The 15,955-nt window shown below is 56.6% G+C and carries 12 protein-coding genes and 1 pseudogene; 7 read left to right on the forward strand and 6 right to left on the reverse strand.

All coding sequences use genetic code 11. The annotated features are described in order from the left end of the window. Positions 1-66: 66 nt before the first annotated feature. The 7 genes and pseudogenes from AC0L2R_RS28005 (at position 67) to AC0L2R_RS28035 (ending at position 10,851) form a co-directional block, all read left to right on the forward strand. Positions 67-2,190, forward strand: a complete 2,124-nt coding sequence (locus AC0L2R_RS28005) for a type I restriction-modification system subunit M (protein ID WP_473512762.1) — start codon at positions 67-69, stop codon at positions 2,188-2,190. A 2-nt stretch (positions 2,191-2,192) separates the two neighbouring features. Next, positions 2,193-3,989: a GmrSD restriction endonuclease domain-containing protein gene (locus AC0L2R_RS28010; protein WP_473512763.1), complete on the forward strand. Its 1,797-nt coding sequence runs from the start codon at positions 2,193-2,195 to the stop codon at positions 3,987-3,989. A gap of 41 nt (positions 3,990-4,030) precedes the next feature. Further along, positions 4,031-5,050, forward strand: coding sequence for a phosphoribosyltransferase-like protein (locus tag AC0L2R_RS28015; RefSeq protein ID WP_473512765.1), 1,020 nt, complete (start codon positions 4,031-4,033; stop codon positions 5,048-5,050). Further along, a complete protein-coding gene (locus AC0L2R_RS28020; RefSeq protein ID WP_473512766.1) occupies positions 5,050-7,137 on the forward strand; it encodes an NADAR domain-containing protein in 2,088 nt (695 codons plus the stop codon). Before AC0L2R_RS28015 ends, AC0L2R_RS28020 begins: the two co-directional genes overlap by 1 nt. Further along, positions 7,124-7,315: pseudogene (locus AC0L2R_RS28025) on the forward strand (HNH endonuclease); the annotation flags it as partial. The gene AC0L2R_RS28020 and the pseudogene AC0L2R_RS28025, both read left to right, overlap by 14 nt. A gap of 384 nt (positions 7,316-7,699) precedes the next feature. Beyond that, on the forward strand, positions 7,700-10,654 hold the full coding sequence (locus tag AC0L2R_RS28030; protein ID WP_473512831.1) for a type I restriction endonuclease subunit R: 2,955 nt from the start codon (positions 7,700-7,702) through the stop codon (positions 10,652-10,654). Next, on the forward strand, positions 10,651-10,851 hold the full coding sequence (locus tag AC0L2R_RS28035) for a hypothetical protein (RefSeq protein ID WP_473512768.1): 201 nt from the start codon (positions 10,651-10,653) through the stop codon (positions 10,849-10,851). The genes AC0L2R_RS28030 and AC0L2R_RS28035 overlap by 4 nt, the downstream gene beginning before the upstream one ends. Positions 10,852-10,919: 68 nt before the next feature. On the opposite strand, the gene AC0L2R_RS28040 is transcribed toward AC0L2R_RS28035, so the two are convergent. The 6 genes from AC0L2R_RS28040 to AC0L2R_RS28065 all read right to left on the reverse strand — a co-directional run bounded on the left by AC0L2R_RS28040 (position 10,920) and on the right by AC0L2R_RS28065 (position 15,698). After that, positions 10,920-11,036, reverse strand: coding sequence for a helix-turn-helix domain-containing protein (locus AC0L2R_RS28040; protein WP_473512769.1), 117 nt, complete (start codon positions 11,034-11,036; stop codon positions 10,920-10,922). 242 nt (positions 11,037-11,278) lie between these two features. Then, positions 11,279-11,572, reverse strand: coding sequence for an NHLP leader peptide family RiPP precursor (locus AC0L2R_RS28045; protein WP_473512770.1), 294 nt, complete (start codon positions 11,570-11,572; stop codon positions 11,279-11,281). Between the two features lie 19 nt (positions 11,573-11,591). Next, the gene (locus AC0L2R_RS28050; RefSeq protein ID WP_473512772.1) at positions 11,592-12,686 is read right to left on the reverse strand and encodes a WD40 repeat domain-containing protein; all 1,095 of its coding nucleotides are present in this window, start codon (positions 12,684-12,686) and stop codon (positions 11,592-11,594) included. A gap of 485 nt (positions 12,687-13,171) precedes the next feature. Then, positions 13,172-14,107: an aldo/keto reductase gene (locus AC0L2R_RS28055; RefSeq protein WP_473512774.1), complete on the reverse strand. Its 936-nt coding sequence runs from the start codon at positions 14,105-14,107 to the stop codon at positions 13,172-13,174. Next, positions 14,104-14,835, reverse strand: coding sequence for a 7-cyano-7-deazaguanine synthase (locus AC0L2R_RS28060; RefSeq protein WP_473512775.1), 732 nt, complete (start codon positions 14,833-14,835; stop codon positions 14,104-14,106). The genes AC0L2R_RS28055 and AC0L2R_RS28060 overlap by 4 nt, the downstream gene beginning before the upstream one ends. Positions 14,836-14,876: 41 nt before the next feature. Next, positions 14,877-15,698: a sulfotransferase family protein gene (locus tag AC0L2R_RS28065; protein ID WP_473512776.1), complete on the reverse strand. Its 822-nt coding sequence runs from the start codon at positions 15,696-15,698 to the stop codon at positions 14,877-14,879. Positions 15,699-15,955 lie beyond the last annotated feature (257 nt).

The raw sequence follows: 15,955 nt of genomic DNA on the forward strand, positions 1-15,955 counted from the left end.
CGCAACGCGACGCATACAATGCGAGTAGCATGGCTGGAGCCGATTCGGCTTCCGCAGGGGGATTGATTGAACATTAGCAATTTCATTTGGAACATCGCTGACGATGTTCTTAGGGATGTCTACGTTCGTGGCAAATACCGCGATGTGATCCTGCCGATGACCGTCATTCGTCGGCTCGACGCGGTGCTTGAACCTACCAAAAACGCCGTCCTTTCCATGAAGGGGCAACTGGACCGGGCCGGAGTAGCCAACCAGCATGCGGCGCTGTGTCAGGCTTCGGGGGAGGCCTTCTACAACACGTCGCAGTTTCGGCTTCGCGACCTTGCTTCCCGCGCGCGTCGCCAACAGCTGAAATCAGACTTCGAAGCCTATCTCGATGGCTTCTCCCCAAACGTCCAGGAAGTGCTGGACAAGTTCAAATTCCGCAACCAGATCCCGACTCTCGTCGAGGCGGATGCACTCGGCTTCCTACTCGAAAAGTTTCTCGACCCAACGGTCAATCTCAGCCCAAAGGCGGTGTTGCACCAAGACGGCAGCGTTCGTCTGCCGGGGCTCGACAACCACTCCATGGGAACAATTTTCGAGGAGTTGATCAGGCGGTTCAACGAAGAGAACAACGAGGAAGCCGGAGAGCACTTCACCCCGCGCGACGTGGTGGAACTCATGGCGTACCTGATTTTCATGCCGATCGCTGACGAAATTCAGTCCGGCACCTATCTCGTCTACGACGGCGCGTGCGGCACAGGCGGCATGCTCACGGTCGCGGAAGAGACCTTGGTCAAGCTGGCGGCCGACCACGGCAAAGAAGTGTCCGTCCACCTGTACGGGCAGGAGGTCAATCCAGAGACCTTCGCTATCAGCAAGGCCGATCTCATTCTCAAGGGTGAAGGCGCCGAAGCCGAGAATATGAAGTACGGCTCGACCCTGTCCAGCGACGCGTTCCCGTCAAACGAGTTCGATTTCATGCTGTCGAATCCGCCCTACGGCAAGAGCTGGAAATCGGACCTCGACCGCCTCGGTGGCAAGAAGGGCATTGGCGACCCACGCTTCGTTATCGAGCATGGCGGTGATCCCGAGTACAGCCTGATCACCCGTTCCAGCGATGGCCAGATGGTTTTCCTGGCCAACATGCTGAGCAAGATGAAGAAGGCAACAAAGGTGGGAAGCCGCATCGCCGAGGTCCACAATGGTTCATCGCTGTTCACGGGCGATGCGGGTTCGGGTGAGAGCAACGTGCGGCGCTGGGTCATCGAGAAAGACTGGCTCGAGGCCATCATCGCGCTGCCTCTGAACATCTTCTACAACACCGGCATCGCGACCTACATCTGGGTTCTCACCAATCGCAAAGTACCATCCCGTAAGGGCAAGGTCCAGCTGATCGACGCAACGACGTGGTTCAAGCCGCTGCGCAAGAACCTCGGCAAGAAGAACTGTGTTCTCGGACCGGACGACATTAAGCGTATCTGCGATAGCTTGCTCAACAGCGAGGAAAACGAGCAGTCGAAGGTCTTCCCCAACGATGCGTTCGGTTACTGGAAGGTGACGGTCGAGCGGCCGTTACGCTTGAAGGTCGAACTGTCGGCGAGCGTACTGCGTCGCTTCGCTAAGGCCTGCGCGGAGGTTGCGGAAGAACCGCTCGTCGGCGTTGTGGAGGCAGTCAGCGAACGGCTCGGCGAAGGGCCGCATTTCGATTTCAACCGTTTCCTTGAAGAAGCCCAAGCCGCGGCGAGCAGGCGCGGCGTCCGTATGACCACCAAACGCGAGAAGCTTCTGATGACTGGATTGGGCATCAAGGATTCGGAAGCGGCGCCGGTTATCAAGAAGGTGTCTAAGGTTCCGCCGAATGCCGACGTCCAAACTGACGTACTTCATGGCAGGTACCATCGAACCATCGGCGGAAAGCCAGCCGTCGCCGAATACGAGCCGGACACGGAATTGAGGGACACCGAACAGGTTCCCTTCCTAGAGGAAGGGGGCATCGATGCTTTCTTCCGCCGTGAGGTTCTTCCCCACGCATCGGACGCCTGGATCGACCCCTCGAAAACGGTCATCGGCTACGAAATCTCGTTCACCCGGCACTTCTACAAGCCGCAACCACTGAGGACACTTCAGGAAATCGAGGCCGACATTCGGGCGCTTGAGCAGGAAACGGATGGTCTTCTTGAAGATGTGCTGGCGGGAGGTCGCTGACCATGGCCACACAGCGCTACTCGGTCACGCCGCATCCGATCGAAACCCTGCTCACCTGGATAAAGTCGGGCGAAATCGCCATTCCTGAAATCCAGCGACCCTTCGTGTGGGATGCGACCAAGGTTCGCAATCTGCTCGACTCGCTCTACCAAGGTTATCCGGTTGGCTATCTGATTGCGTGGCGCAATCCTTCAGTGCGCCTAAAGGATGGCTCTACCTCTTCGGGCAAGCGTATCCTGATCGACGGCCAGCAGCGTGTCACCGCCCTGATGGCGGCGCTGCTCGGACGGGAAGTCCTGACCAAGGACTATAACACTGTCCGTATCCGCATCGCCTTTCATCCCGTGGACGAGAAGTTCGAGGTCTCGAATCCTGCAATCCAGAAGGATGTCGCATGGATTCCCGATCTTGCCGAGGTATTCGCGCCGGACGCCAGTCTAACAAAACTGACGCGCGATTATGCGGCCCGAAACCCGGATGTGGATCAGGACGAGGTGTCGCTCGTCCTCGAACGGGTGCGGAAGATCATCAACAACCACGTAGGCTTTATCGAACTGGCTGAGGATCTCGACATCGAGACGGTGACGGAGATCTTCATCCGTGTGAACTCAGCTGGCGCGTCGCTCAGTCAGGCCGATTTTGCCATGTCGAAGATTGCGGCGAACGAATCCTACGGCGGAAACATCCTGCGCAAGGCCATCGACTACTTCTGCCACCTCGCCGTTGCCCCCGAGTTCCTGTCGCGCATTGAAAAAGGCGACAGGGCTTTCGCCGCCTCCGAATTCCTGCCGAAGATGCGCTGGCTGAAAGATGTCAACGACGATCTATACGACCCGTCTTACACCGACATGCTGCGGGTGGCCTTCACCTCGGAGTTTCGCCGCGGCAAACTCCAGGACCTAGTTGCGCTGCTGTCAGGCCGAAATTTCGAAACCAAGCAGTATGAGGAATCGGTCGCCGAGGAATCCTTTGCGCGACTGAAGTCGGGCGTCCTGAACTTCATCAATAAGACGCACTTCGACCGGCTGACGATGATCCTGCGCTCGGCAGGCTTCGTGACCTCCGGCCTTATTCGTAGCCAGAACGCCATCAACTTCGCGTACATTCTCTATTTGCGCGGTCGCGCGGAAGGCATGCCTGCCGCCGAAATCGAGCGTCTCGTGCGGCGCTGGTATGTCATGTCCCTGTTGCGTGGGCGATATTCGGGCAGTCCGGAAACCGCCTTCGACTTCGATATCCGCCAGATAGAGTCCCGTGGCCTTGCCGTTTACACCGACGCCGTGATCGAAGCCGAACTGCCGGATAGCTTCTGGACTACATTGTTGCCCCAGGAAATGGATACGTCGTCCGCTTCGAGCCCGTATTTCCTCACCTACCAGGCAGCGCAAGTAAAGCTTGGCGATCTCGGGTTCCTGTCGCGCGACATCACGGTTCGTGACCTGCTGCTGAACCGGAGCGACGTTCATCACGTCTATCCGCGCAATCTCCTGAAGGGGCAGGGCTTGGCGCGCGGCCGCTACAACCAGATCGCCAACTTCGTACTGGCGCAGAGCGAGATCAATATCGGGATCGGCGACCGCGATCCGAACGTCTATTTCTCCGAACTGTCCGAACAATGCAACGGCGGGCCGAGGAAGTACGGCGGCATCACTTCGATCGAGGAGATGCGTTCGAACCTGCGAATGAGCTGCCTGCCCGAATACTTGCTTGAGGGCGAAATCCCGACCTTCGATGACTTCCTAGAACGGCGCCGCAAGCTAATGGCGGAGAAGATCAAGATCTATTTCGGGGGGCTTTGAAATGCAGTTGGGGACGCGAAAGGGAAGCTGAGGGGTGATAAATGGCTGAACGGGATGACCTGCTGGCCGCGATAGCGGCGACAACGGCCGACTATAGGAATGGTGAGTTGGATCCTCCGACTACCGATCACGTGAACAGGTGGATCAGCCAGTTTGAACAAGGAGTACAATTACCCATTTTGCGGGAAATGACGCATGTGGCTGACACAAGTTATTTTAAGAAATCCGAAGTCCAAACATTCTTGAAAGCTTTAGTTAGAAACCAAAAGATTGTCGGCGGTGACCCAAAGGAATTCTGGAATTCAGTAAACTTCCTAGACATACAAAAGGGGGGATCTAGTCAACATGACATGATACTCGCCTTTAATCAGATAATATATGATGAAATAGGCTGTAAAGTAAATGAGCGCGGAGACTCTTCGACATTTATATATTTGGATGACATTATTTTTACGGGAGGGCGCATAAAAAGCGATCTGGTTGAGTGGATAAAATCGGATGCGCCTGCGAAGGCGAAATTACATGTTATTGTCATAGCAATGCATGAGGGGTTCTATTACAACAGGGATATAATTACAAAGACGCGCAAGGATTTGAAGAAAGAAATAGAAATAACCTGGTGGAATGCTGGGGTATTTGAGAATAGGAAGTATTATAGAAATACCTCAGACGTTCTTTGGCCAGTGGAAATTCCTGAAGACGCCCCAACCAAGGCATATGTTGAGAGCTTAAGGTACCCCCCGACCCTACGGACGGCTGGAAGCGTGGGATCGTTGAAAATTTTCTCCAGTGACGCTGGTCGGCAGCTACTCGAAAATGAGTTCCTTAAGGCGGGAGTCCGAATTCGAGAGATTTGCCGAAATCTACCGTCTGTGGAGCGTCCACTAGGTCATTCGACTTTGGAAACGATCGGCTTTGGATCCACGGTTGTCACTTACAGAAACTGCCCGAACAACGCGCCGCTAGTGTTCTGGGTCGGCCATCCTTGGTATCCTCTTTTTCCCCGGAAAACGAACTCGGATAGCCGAGTCGAGCGGCTATTTCGCAACGTAAGATTCTAATGTCCCAAGCCAGCCAGGTTCGCACGTATGACCCCACCGTCAGTGTCGTCTTCCTGAAGACGAACGAGCGGTTCGGCGGTCTGTCGAACATGGCGCCGGGCTTCCCGCTGCGGGTGAACGGGGTTCGCATACGCACGTCAGAGGCTCTCTATCAGGCGTGCCGCTTCCCTCACCTGCCGGACGTGCAGCGTAAGATCATCGACGAGCACAGCCCGATGACGGCAAAGATGCGCAGCAAGCCGTTCCGCAAGGACTCACGGCCGGACTGGGACGCGGTGCGCGTAAAGATCATGCGCTGGTGCTTGCGGGTGAAGCTGGCGCAGAACTGGCGTGAGTTCGGCAGTCTGCTGCTTGCAACAGGGGTCCGCCCCATTGTCGAGCAATCCCGCAAGGATGATTTCTGGGGCGCGAAAGTTGCCGAGGACGGGTCGCTCGTCGGCATGAACGTGCTGGGCCGCTTGCTGATGGAGCTTCGCGAGCAGCTGAAAAGCGATGAGGCAGAAAGCCTTCGGTCCATTGAGCCGCTTGCGATCCCCGATTTCCTTCTGTTCCAGGGGCCGATCGAGATGATTTGCGCCGCGCACTCCACCTCGCGGCCAGCCGAGGCGGAGCCGCGCCAATCATGGCCCGTCGCCCCGCCACCGCCGCGCGACCTGCCGCAACCCTCGTTTTTCGACGAGCCGATGATCGCCAAGGGGGAAATGGATACTCAGCAGAACCACCGCCCAGCCGAGGCGGACAGTAAGAGGATTCCAATACCCTATTCCGGGTACCGCGACAGCGGGCATGAGTGGCTTGGAGCCAAGCCGGAACATTGGAAGGTCGTACGGAGCAAGTATCTGTTCCGCGAAGTCGATGACCGCACGGATACGGGCACCGAAACTCTGCTTTCGATGCGACAAGCGCATGGGCTGATCCCCCACGCCAAGGTCTCGACCAAGCCGGTAAAGCCTGAGGATTTGAAGGGTTACAAGCGAGTTCAGGCTGGGCAGATGGTGCTTAACCGAATGCAGGCCTCGAATGGCATGTTCGCTATCGCTCGCGAGCACGGTCTCGTAAGCCCCGATTATGCCGTCTTTCGCCTATTGCAGCCCATCGAGCCGGATTACTTCGTCGACCTGTTCAAGACAAACATCTATCGGGCGAAGTTTCGCCAGGAATCCAAAGGGCTCGGCACCGGCATGTCCGGCTTTCTGAGGCTCTATACGGATCGCTTTGGCACGATTCCAGTGCCCCAACCGCCAGCGGATGAGCAACGCAAAATCGTCGATTTCATCCGCAGCTACGATATGCGTGTCCGCCGCCTGATCGGCAACAAGCGGCGGCTGATTGGACTGCTAAACGAGCAGAAGCAGGCGATCATCAATCAGGCGGTCACGCGCGGCCTTAACCCCAATGCGCCGATGAAGCCGACCGGCATCGACTGGATGCCCAAGATTCCCGCACATTGGGACGTTGTTTCACTAAAGCGCGTCTGCGTCCTTCACAGAGGCTATGATCTACCAGACGATAAACGGATCGAGGGCCCTTACCCCGTAGTATCTTCGGCCGGAGTAATTGGGAGCCATGATAAATTCATGGCTAGGGGACCGGGTGTAGCCACTGGCAGGTACGGATCAACAGGAAAGCTATTTTACATCGAGGAAGATTTTTGGCCGCACAACACGGCTCTATTCGTCTCGAGTTTTCAAGGAAATCTTCCGCGATACGTTTTTTACCTTCTCCAGACTCTCAGGTATGAAGAGCATTCGGACAAATCTGCAGTGCCCGGAATAGATCGAAAAGACCTGCACGACATCCGCGTTGCAAGAGCGCCGCAGGCGGAACAGCAGGCGCTGGCCGACAAGATTGATGAGGACTTGGCGGAGCGAGACCAAGCGATTGAGAAGATCATTTCGGAAATTCGCCTGATCCGAGAGTTCAGAGATCGCCTGATTGCCGATGTCGTTACCGGCAAGCTGGACGTGCGCCATATCGAGAATTCTGTCCCAGCCGACGAACTCGTGCTCGACGATGCAGAAGAGCTCGAAGAAGAGCTGGAGACCGACAATGCCGACGTGACGGAGGGGGCCGATGCCGACGAGTAGGCCGGCAATCCCCATCGATATCAAGCGTGACGTCCTCTTTGAGGCCCGTCACCATTGCGCAGTCTGCTGCACAGCGCTGCCGCTCGAATACGCGCACGTTATCCCTTGGAGCAAATCGCAGGATCATTCGCTCGAGAACTTGATCGCCCTTTGCGCGAACTGCCATGAGCGCGCGGACAACGAGAAATGGGGTGCAAGTTACCTTCAACGCTACAAGAAATCGCCTTGCATAATTGCCCGAGCTGTACCGCCGCCGATGACCGTGGAACAGAAGGCGCTGGTTGATCTGATCGTCGCGCGCGATCCGGATTCAATGAACGACAAAGAGCGGCAACGCCTCGTCTCGATGGTGGCGGCCTATGTGGGGGCCCCATTCGGGGAGATATCGGTCGTATCAGTGGCCCAGGCCAACAGCTCTCGTGTCCGACTGGAGATGCCGCCGGAAGCAGCGAGACGCATAGTTGAAGGATTCGAAACGCACGACCCGATGCTGCGAGCATTCCTGGACGATGTAGGACTTGTCCGGGTCGAGCGCGGCCCCTCGGTCCAAGGAGGCAGCCGAATGCGGCAGTACACCGACACCAGCGAGAAGGGGCTCGAATCCCTCATCGTCCGGTCCCTGATCGACGAGGCGGGCTATGCCGCGGGCGACCCCAAGGATTTCGATCGCGACCACGCCATCGACCTGGCCAAGCTGTTCGCCTTCTTGAATGCCACCCAGCCCGACGCGGTCGAGGCATTGGGGATCAACTACGACGGACCGAAGCGGTTGCAATTTCTCCATCGCCTGCAGGGCGAGATCGCAAAGCGGGGGATCATCGACGTACTGCGCAACGGCGTGAAGCATGGCCCCGGCTCGGTGGAGGTGTTCTTCGGCACCCCGACACCCGGCAACATCAAGGCCGAGGAACTGTTCGCGGCGAATATCTTCAGTGTCACGCGCCAGCTACATTATTCAAAGGACGCGACCAAGCTATCGCTTGATGCGGCCCTGTTCATCAACGGCCTGCCGATCGCCACGTTCGAGCTGAAGAACAGCCTGACCAAGCAGACCGTCGAGGACGCGATCGAGCAGTACAAGCGCGACCGCGATCCGAAGGAGTTGATGTTCCAGTTCGGCCGCTGCGTCGTCCACTTCGCGGTGGACGATCACGAGGTGCGGATGTGCACACACCTGAAAGGCAAAGCGTCCTGGTTCCTGCCGTTCAACAAGGGCTGGAACGATGGCGCGGGCAATCCGCCGAACCCCTATGGCCTGAAGACCGACTATCTGTGGAAGGAGGTTCTGACGAAACGGAACCTCACCGATATCCTCGAAAACTATGCGCAGGTGGTCGAAGAGACGGACGAGCGGGGCAAGAAGAAGCCGCCGAAGCAGGTCTTCCCGCGCTTCCATCAGCTCGATGTGGTGCGCAAGTTGCTGGCCGACGCAGAGGCTTCCGGCGCCGGGCGGCGGTACCTGATCCAGCACTCGGCGGGTTCGGGCAAGAGCAACTCGATTGCCTGGCTCGGCCACCAGCTTGTCGGGCTGGAGACTGGCGGCAAGCCGACCTTCGATACAGCTATCGTAGTCACCGACCGGCGCGTGCTCGACAAGCAGATTCGCGACACCATCAAGCAATTCGCGCAGGTGTCCTCAATCGTCGGCGCAGTTACCGAAGGGTCGCAGCAGCTGCGATCCTTTCTGCAGCAGGGCAAGAAAATCATCATCACCACGGTGCAAAAATTTCCGTTCATTCTGGATGAGATAGGGGATGGGCATCGCGGGCGTACCTTCGCCATCATCATCGACGAGGCGCATTCCAGCCAGGGCGGCCGCACGTCGGCGAAGATGAACATCGCGCTCGCCGCCAATGGGGCGGAGGAAGACGAGGAAACGGTCGAGGACACCATCAACCGTCTGATGGAAGCCCGCAAGGTTCTGCCAAACGCGAGCTACTTCGCCTTCACCGCTACGCCGAAGAACAAGACGCTTGAGATTTTCGGCACGGCGGTTCCGGAGGGGAACAAGGTCAAGCACGTCCCCTTTCATAACTACTCAATGAAGCAGGCCATCGAGGAGGGGTTCATCCTCGACGTTCTGAAGTACTACACTCCAGTCGAGAGCTATTACCGCCTAATGAAGACTGTGGAAGACGATCCGCAGTTTGACACCAAGCGGGCGCAGAAGAAACTCCGGCGCTACGTCGAATCCCATGACCACGCCATCCGCAAGAAGGCGGAGATCATGGTCGACCATTTCCACGATCAGGTGATTGGCCACAGTAAAATCGGCAGTGCCGCGCGCTCCATGGTGGTGACCAGTGGGATTCATCGCGCCATCCAGTACTTTCATGCCTTTGGCGCATATCTGAAGGAACGCAAAAGTCCCTACCAGGCTGTCGTCGCCTTCTCGGGCGAGCATGAATATGGCGACCACAAGGTGACTGAGGCGTCGCTCAACGGCTTCCCTAGCAACAGGATCGAGGAGACGATCCAGAAGGATCCGTACCGCTTCCTGATCGTCGCCGACAAATTCCAGACCGGCTACGACGAGCCGCTGCTGCACACGATGTACGTGGATAAGACGCTGTCCGGCATCAAGGCCGTGCAGACGCTGTCGCGTCTCAACCGAGCGCATCCGCAGAAGCACGATACCTTCGTGCTGGACTTCATGAACGATGTGGATGGCATTAAGGCCTCGTTCGAAGACTATTATCGCACGACGATCCTCAGCGAGGAGACCGACCCGAACAAGCTGCACGACCTGAAAGCAACACTCGACGGCTATCAGGTCTATTCGTGGGAGCAGGTCGAAGTCCTCGTAGCGCTGTATCTTGGCGGCGCCGATCGGGACAAGCTCGATCCCATCCTCGACGCGTGTGTCGCCGCCTACACAGCTGACCTCGATGAGGACGGCCAGGTGGATTTCAAGGGCAAGGCAAAGGCGTTCGCGCGAACCTATGGCTTCCTCGCGGCGATCCTGCCTTACTCGAGCGCCGAATGGGAAAAACTCTCGATCTTTCTGAACTTCCTGACGCCGAAATTGCCCGCGCCAGAGGAACAGGACCTCTCGAAGGGAATCCTTGAAGCCATCGACATGGATAGCTACCGGGTCGAGGCGCAGGCCACGATGTCGATAGCGCTGCCCGACGCAGATGCAGAGATCGGCCCTGTGCCTCTTGGGGGTAGCGGCGGCAAGCCGGAGCCAGAACTCGATTTGCTGAGCAACATCCTAAAGACGTTCAACGAGATGTTCGGCAATATCGACTGGAAGGATGCTGACAAGATCGGGAAGGTGATCGCCGAAGAGCTTCCGGCAAAGGTTTCCGCCGACAAGGCATACCAGAATGCCATGAAGAACTCGGATAAGCAGAACGCCCGCATCGAGCACGATAAAGCGCTTCAACGGGCCGTGATCGAGCTGCTGTCGGATCACACAGAGTTATTCAAGCAGTTCAGCGACAACCCATCGTTCAAGAAGTGGCTTTCGGAGACGATCTTCGCTGCGACCTATGAGCAAGGAGGAGCGGCGTGACCGTTCATGCCCAACCGTCTCGCTCGCCCGTGACACTCAGTTATCAGGCCGCCCTCTGCGGAAACATCGAGCAGGCGCTGAAGGCGCTCCAAGGTTACGGGATCACGGCGGTGGAGCTTATCCAGAATGCCGATGACGCACATGCCGCGACTCTGACATTGGATGTCCGCAAGAACGGCCTCTTGGTAAGATGCTAGTCCGCACGGCGACGTGACTCAGGAAGAACTCTCGGGAATCCTTGAGTTGGCTCTTGTTCCGACGCCGCTTACGCTAAACTACCCCACGCTTGGAACCGCTTTCTTCCGGTCATCTCGCGCAGGCCGAGTTCGCCGACGAGGTTGAGCGCGCCCTGCTTCGTCAGCTTGAGCTCGGCCTGGATCATCGCCGTTGACGCCAGCGGCCGCGCCACACGCCAGCACCAGCTCGACAAGTTTTGGCAGTTTTGAGTTCGTCCGCCGCGACCGCAAAAGGCAGACCTTCGCGGTCAATATCAGGTCATCTTGAACAGGCGCCATAGCGTGACCCCACCGCCACTGAGATTGCAATATGGCTGATCATGCCAATCGGCGCGGAAACCACGCCGATTGACAATATGCCCGTCTTGATAGTGGCGGATTTTGAGGGTTAGCAGCAGTTCACGTCGTATAGAACATGCACCAATACTTTATAATCACTGGCCTCTGACTTCGCTCGGACCTCATCAACCGATAGTTGCGCGTCCGGCGACGGAGGCAGTACAAAATACCGTTGCTTTGGGCCGCTCTCAATGATTTCAACGTCGCAGTCAGTCGGCGTTGAGATCCCCCATTCAGTCAGTACCTTGGCCGGATTAGCTTTCAAGAGCGATTTAAAATCAGGATCGCTCCAAGCTTTTTCGATTACCTTGCGGAACTTCTGATCATCTTTTAATTCAGCCATTATTTCCTCCATGTTGTGACTAATTGACTTTAAACAGGCGCAACGAATAGGTCGCCGCTGCAATGAGGTCACCGTTCGGTGAAAGGTCCAAGACCGATCCACCTTCAGGCGAAGACTTTGTAACGCCCGTTATGATGAGCTGGCCGTCTTCGATCCGCCCCATCCAAACAACGCCTTCCTCGGTGCTGCTAAAGAAGACGACCCCGTCAGCGCCCTTAGCAAGGTCGGCGTCGAAGTTGAACACCTGGGCGCGTGCTGTGTCGACGACCAAATTCTCGGCATCGCTCAGGACCGGCGTTCTCCCTGATAGGTCGTAGAGCCAAATATTCTTGTCGCTCGATCCTACCGCGCAATTGACCACCACTAGCCACTTGCCGAGAACGGAGATATTGTTGATGCCGCGTTGGGCGGTCGAATTGTAACGAATCCGGAACAATTCACGCCCGTCAGGAACGGTTAATCCGACCAGGTCACCGTCTTCCGACCCCGTGATGATGTCCGTCCCGTGCCACAAGGCAAGGCCGCGTATATTGTGCAAGCCCCACGGATTCGCCGGAGATTTTGGGGATTGAGCAGCAACGGTTTTAACTAACTCGAATTGCCCATCTGGCTTTGCGGCCCAGATTAATACCGACCCATCCTCATGGCCTGTCACCAAGTAGTGTTGCGGCCCGTCCACGATCGCCAGGCCGCTATTGGCGGGTCCATGTGCGGTGTCGTAGCTAAGGCTCTCAGCGAGCACAAATCCTTGGCCTGGATCGCCCGAGGTCCCTGAGGACCGCCTCCATACGGCCAACGCGGCTCGGCCGTCCGAGCTCACGATCGTCCCAGAGTCATAACCGGTGATCATTTCTACGCCGGCGCCTGAAGGCACCGCCATTGCCTGGGTGATGATAGGGCCATACTCACCCGGTTTAGGCGCGCGGAACAAGGAAATGGTGCCGTCCCAGCGACCTACCGCAAAGTGCGTCTCGTCAAACCAATCCAAGGTCTGGGCGAATAACACTGTTGTCCCGGCAGGTTGGATAGTTTGGGCTGGCTTATCTGCTGCCATGGCGACCGATGATGACAGGCAGGAAACCGCAAGCATGAAGCAAGCAATCCGACGTCCCATGGCATTCCCCCTCCTTGGTCGCTAACTTATTAGCATATCGAATAAGATAGTTCGATGGAGTATTCTCAATACATGTTGAGATCAAATGGAGGATAAAACCAACTTTCTGCGAAGGCAGCCGACGCATCCATTGAGAGGTGATCACTGACTTGGTCCGATGAGGGCTGATCACAGGCGAGGCGCCCGCCTCGAAACTCCTTTCGTCTATTCATCCGCCAATCGAAACCTTTAATCTAATCTCGTCCGGCGCCCTACCAGCCAAGCGACGGGTTTGGCCATCACAAAGTTTTCGAGGACACTATGCCTGCCGTGGAATTCTCTTACCATCGACTTCCCCGTGCTCAATGAGAGCGCTGATGTAGATCAGACGGAACAAACCTCTCACGAGAGCAAGCTCGCGTGGCTTCTGTGAACACAGTGATTTCCCCACGAAGTGGCGGCCACGTGCCCTCCAAACAATGGACAGCCTCTCTCGTGCACCCACATTAGCGAAACATCTCTTCTACTTCACCAAGAACGCCGCCACCAGGAGACATGCCGGATGCAGTGCTTGCTTCGCGCAATTGATCGATTGTCGTTGCACCGACGATGGCCGAGCAGACGTCCGGCCGGGCCAGAATCCAGGCCAGAGCGAGTTGAACTGGGGTTGCCCCATTGTCGCGCGCATACGCGGCAAAGTTCTCGACTTTCCTCATCGACTGCAACGTCCGGAAGTTTCGGGGAATGAAGCCACTCGTAAAGCGATCAGCACCGCGGCTGCCGGATGGGGGCCGGGCACTGGGCCGGTATTTACCGGACAACAGGCCTTGCGCCAGAGGGGACCATACGGCCTGTGATATTCCGTACTGTCTGCAGACCTCAAACACGCTGCTTTCAGGCGATCGCCACAGCAGCGAATACTGGGGAGAGCTGCAGTCAAACCTGGTTGACAGTCCTTGAGCGTGCGCCTGCCTGATTTGATCAGGTGTCCACTCGCTGAATCCGGCTGCCCTTGCCTTACCGGACTTGATAACCTCTTCTAACGCCGACATCGTTTCAGCCAGTGGAGTCTTGGGGTCATACCGATGGCACATAAGAATATCGACATACTCGATCCCGAGACGCTTCAGCGAAAGGTCGATCTGCCGCAAAATCGAACGCCTTGACAGACCGCCTGGCTCGGAGCCGTAAGGAAAGTACATCTTCGTGTTTATGACGTAACGGTCGCGGCCTATGCCCGCGAGGCTTTCGCCCAGAATGTGTTCGGCTAAACCATCGCCGTAGGAGCCGGCTGTATCGAAAAAGTTTATCCCAAGGTCGAGCGCTGACCGGATGCGGCATTCAAGGGCACTCCGATCAGCTTCATTCTCGAACGTAAGCCAGGTCCCGAGCGCGATCTCCGATACGAGGATGCCGCTTCGACCTACTTGCCTATATTTCACTGCACGGCTGAGCTCTTATCAGAAGCATTGGGCGACCGCTCAAAAGCATGCTCCGAAACATCGTTTCTCGGCGGCACGGCATAAGATGTGCCATCTTTGATGCCGTTTTTCAGCAACGCATGATGGCGGGCGAGACAGGCCCCGCACGTCCCACAGTGAAGAGCCTTGCCTTCTATGCAGCTCCAGGTGCTGGAGAAATCGACGCCTAGTGATGCACCAAGAGCAAAAACCTCTGGCTTTGTCATGTCTGCGAACGGCATCTCAATGTCGGGTGCGAATGCATCGACACTGCGAGTTAGTGCCCGGAGGCCGTCTATATAGTCCTTGCTATACTCGTAGTTGTTTTGCGAATCGTCTTTGTGGAGGCCTACCGCAAGCGATTGGTAGTGGTTTGCTGCTGCAAAACTCAGTGTGATACTCAAGATCATCGTGTTCCCGAATGTCGCTATCTGGGCGCCGGCATGCATCGTCGGTCTGGACCCGCCGAGGCGCTTGACAACATCGGATATATCCACGATCTCAAATTTGCCGCCGATCTGCTCGATCAGCTTCTTAGCTGACTCCATTTCCTTCTTGTCAGACGGAAACCCGCTGCGCAAATAGAGCGCGTTGATAACACCACCTCCGGCGGCTGCCCTCTTGTTCTCAATGACCTTCAGAAGAGTCGCAGAATCCGGACCGCCAGAAAGTAGTACGATCGTGGCGGGCCCTGAAGCCTGTTTAGCCATTTCCACCTCCCATTTTAACGACAATGAACAATAGACACGAATTACTGTTCCGCCAAGCTGCCTTCTGGGCGTGGTTGCTCGTATAAGTCACCATAGAGATAGCAGAGTGCCCTGTTCACTGCTTCGACGATAGGAGCTGCCTGCGAAGCATCATCGACAGTCCAGTTGGTCACGTCAAAACTCGGAATTGATTGAAATACTACTGCCCCGCCCTTACCCTTGACGCCAACCGTGCGGCGCTCACCAGAACGGGGTGAGACAGCATGACTCGTGTTTAAGATCGAATAATCCGGCCAGCCTAGTGCGATCCGCAGTTTTCGGAGTCCGCCAAAAAAGTTCTTTAGGGTGACCTCAGGTGCCCTGCACAGCGCATCGTAGCTTACAGTCACCGTTCTTTCCGGCGGGAGGTGGGCGGCATGAGCGTAATGACTCGCCCACACGACAGCTCGCTCCCCCACTGACGCGCCCGCCCATTCGTAGCCTCCTTCGAAAGAGCGTCTTAGACTCTGGATAACGCCAGTGAAGTGGCGCAGAACGAGAACAAACACGGCATCAGGATATGATGCTGCCAAGGATTGCGCTGCAAGGATGTTCGAAGGCGTTGAATCACAGAAACAGGTTGCGCCTTCCGCCAATGCGGTGTGAACCGCGAATTCGAAGGTGCAAGCTTGAAGCGATTGTAAGTAGGCCGTGCGATATTTGGATGGCATTCGACGCAGGAAGCTTTCTTCGACCAGCAGATGGGAGAGATAGAAGCCGCCATACTCTTCCAGGTCGCAGACTTTTTCACATGACCCTATAAGCCTGCCAATGAGAGTCGTCCCGGACCGCGGCGATCCCAAAACAAAAAGAGGCGTCACCACTGGTTGTGTTCCCCGCTAGCTAGGACTCTATGTACGACGACAGCGTGCCATTCGCTTCATGTAATACTTTCAAGGCCCGCTCACTAACGGCCTGCGGCCGCCGGTAAACGGAAGACCATCAGATGGTGGACGACGTCAGGTGCTTTCGCATGACGTCGATTGCCTATTATTTGCCCTCCCAGCTTTGAAGCGACCCACTTGCTCGGGCCGTTTTCGCATCGTCGCGGTCGGCCGCAACCAACGTCCCGTGCCGGCCT

The organism is Mesorhizobium sp. WSM4820, from assembly GCF_055811075.1.

What these genes read in the sequence shown, in the direction of transcription:
- AC0L2R_RS28010 (WP_473512763.1), top strand. Translation starts at nt 2,193, where the DNA reads ATGGCCACACAGCGCTACTCGGTCACGCCGCATCCGATCGAAACCCTG.
- AC0L2R_RS28015 (WP_473512765.1), top strand. Translation starts at nt 4,031, where the DNA reads ATGGCTGAACGGGATGACCTGCTGGCCGCGATAGCGGCGACAACGGCC.
- AC0L2R_RS28020 (WP_473512766.1), top strand. Translation starts at nt 5,050, where the DNA reads ATGTCCCAAGCCAGCCAGGTTCGCACGTATGACCCCACCGTCAGTGTC.
- AC0L2R_RS28030 (WP_473512831.1), top strand. Translation starts at nt 7,700, where the DNA reads ATGCGGCAGTACACCGACACCAGCGAGAAGGGGCTCGAATCCCTCATC.
- AC0L2R_RS28040 (WP_473512769.1), bottom strand. Translation starts at nt 11,036, where the DNA reads ATGATCCAGGCCGAGCTCAAGCTGACGAAGCAGGGCGCGCTCAACCTC.
- AC0L2R_RS28045 (WP_473512770.1), bottom strand. Translation starts at nt 11,572, where the DNA reads ATGGCTGAATTAAAAGATGATCAGAAGTTCCGCAAGGTAATCGAAAAA.
- AC0L2R_RS28050 (WP_473512772.1), bottom strand. Translation starts at nt 12,686, where the DNA reads ATGGGACGTCGGATTGCTTGCTTCATGCTTGCGGTTTCCTGCCTGTCA.
- AC0L2R_RS28060 (WP_473512775.1), bottom strand. Translation starts at nt 14,835, where the DNA reads ATGGCTAAACAGGCTTCAGGGCCCGCCACGATCGTACTACTTTCTGGC.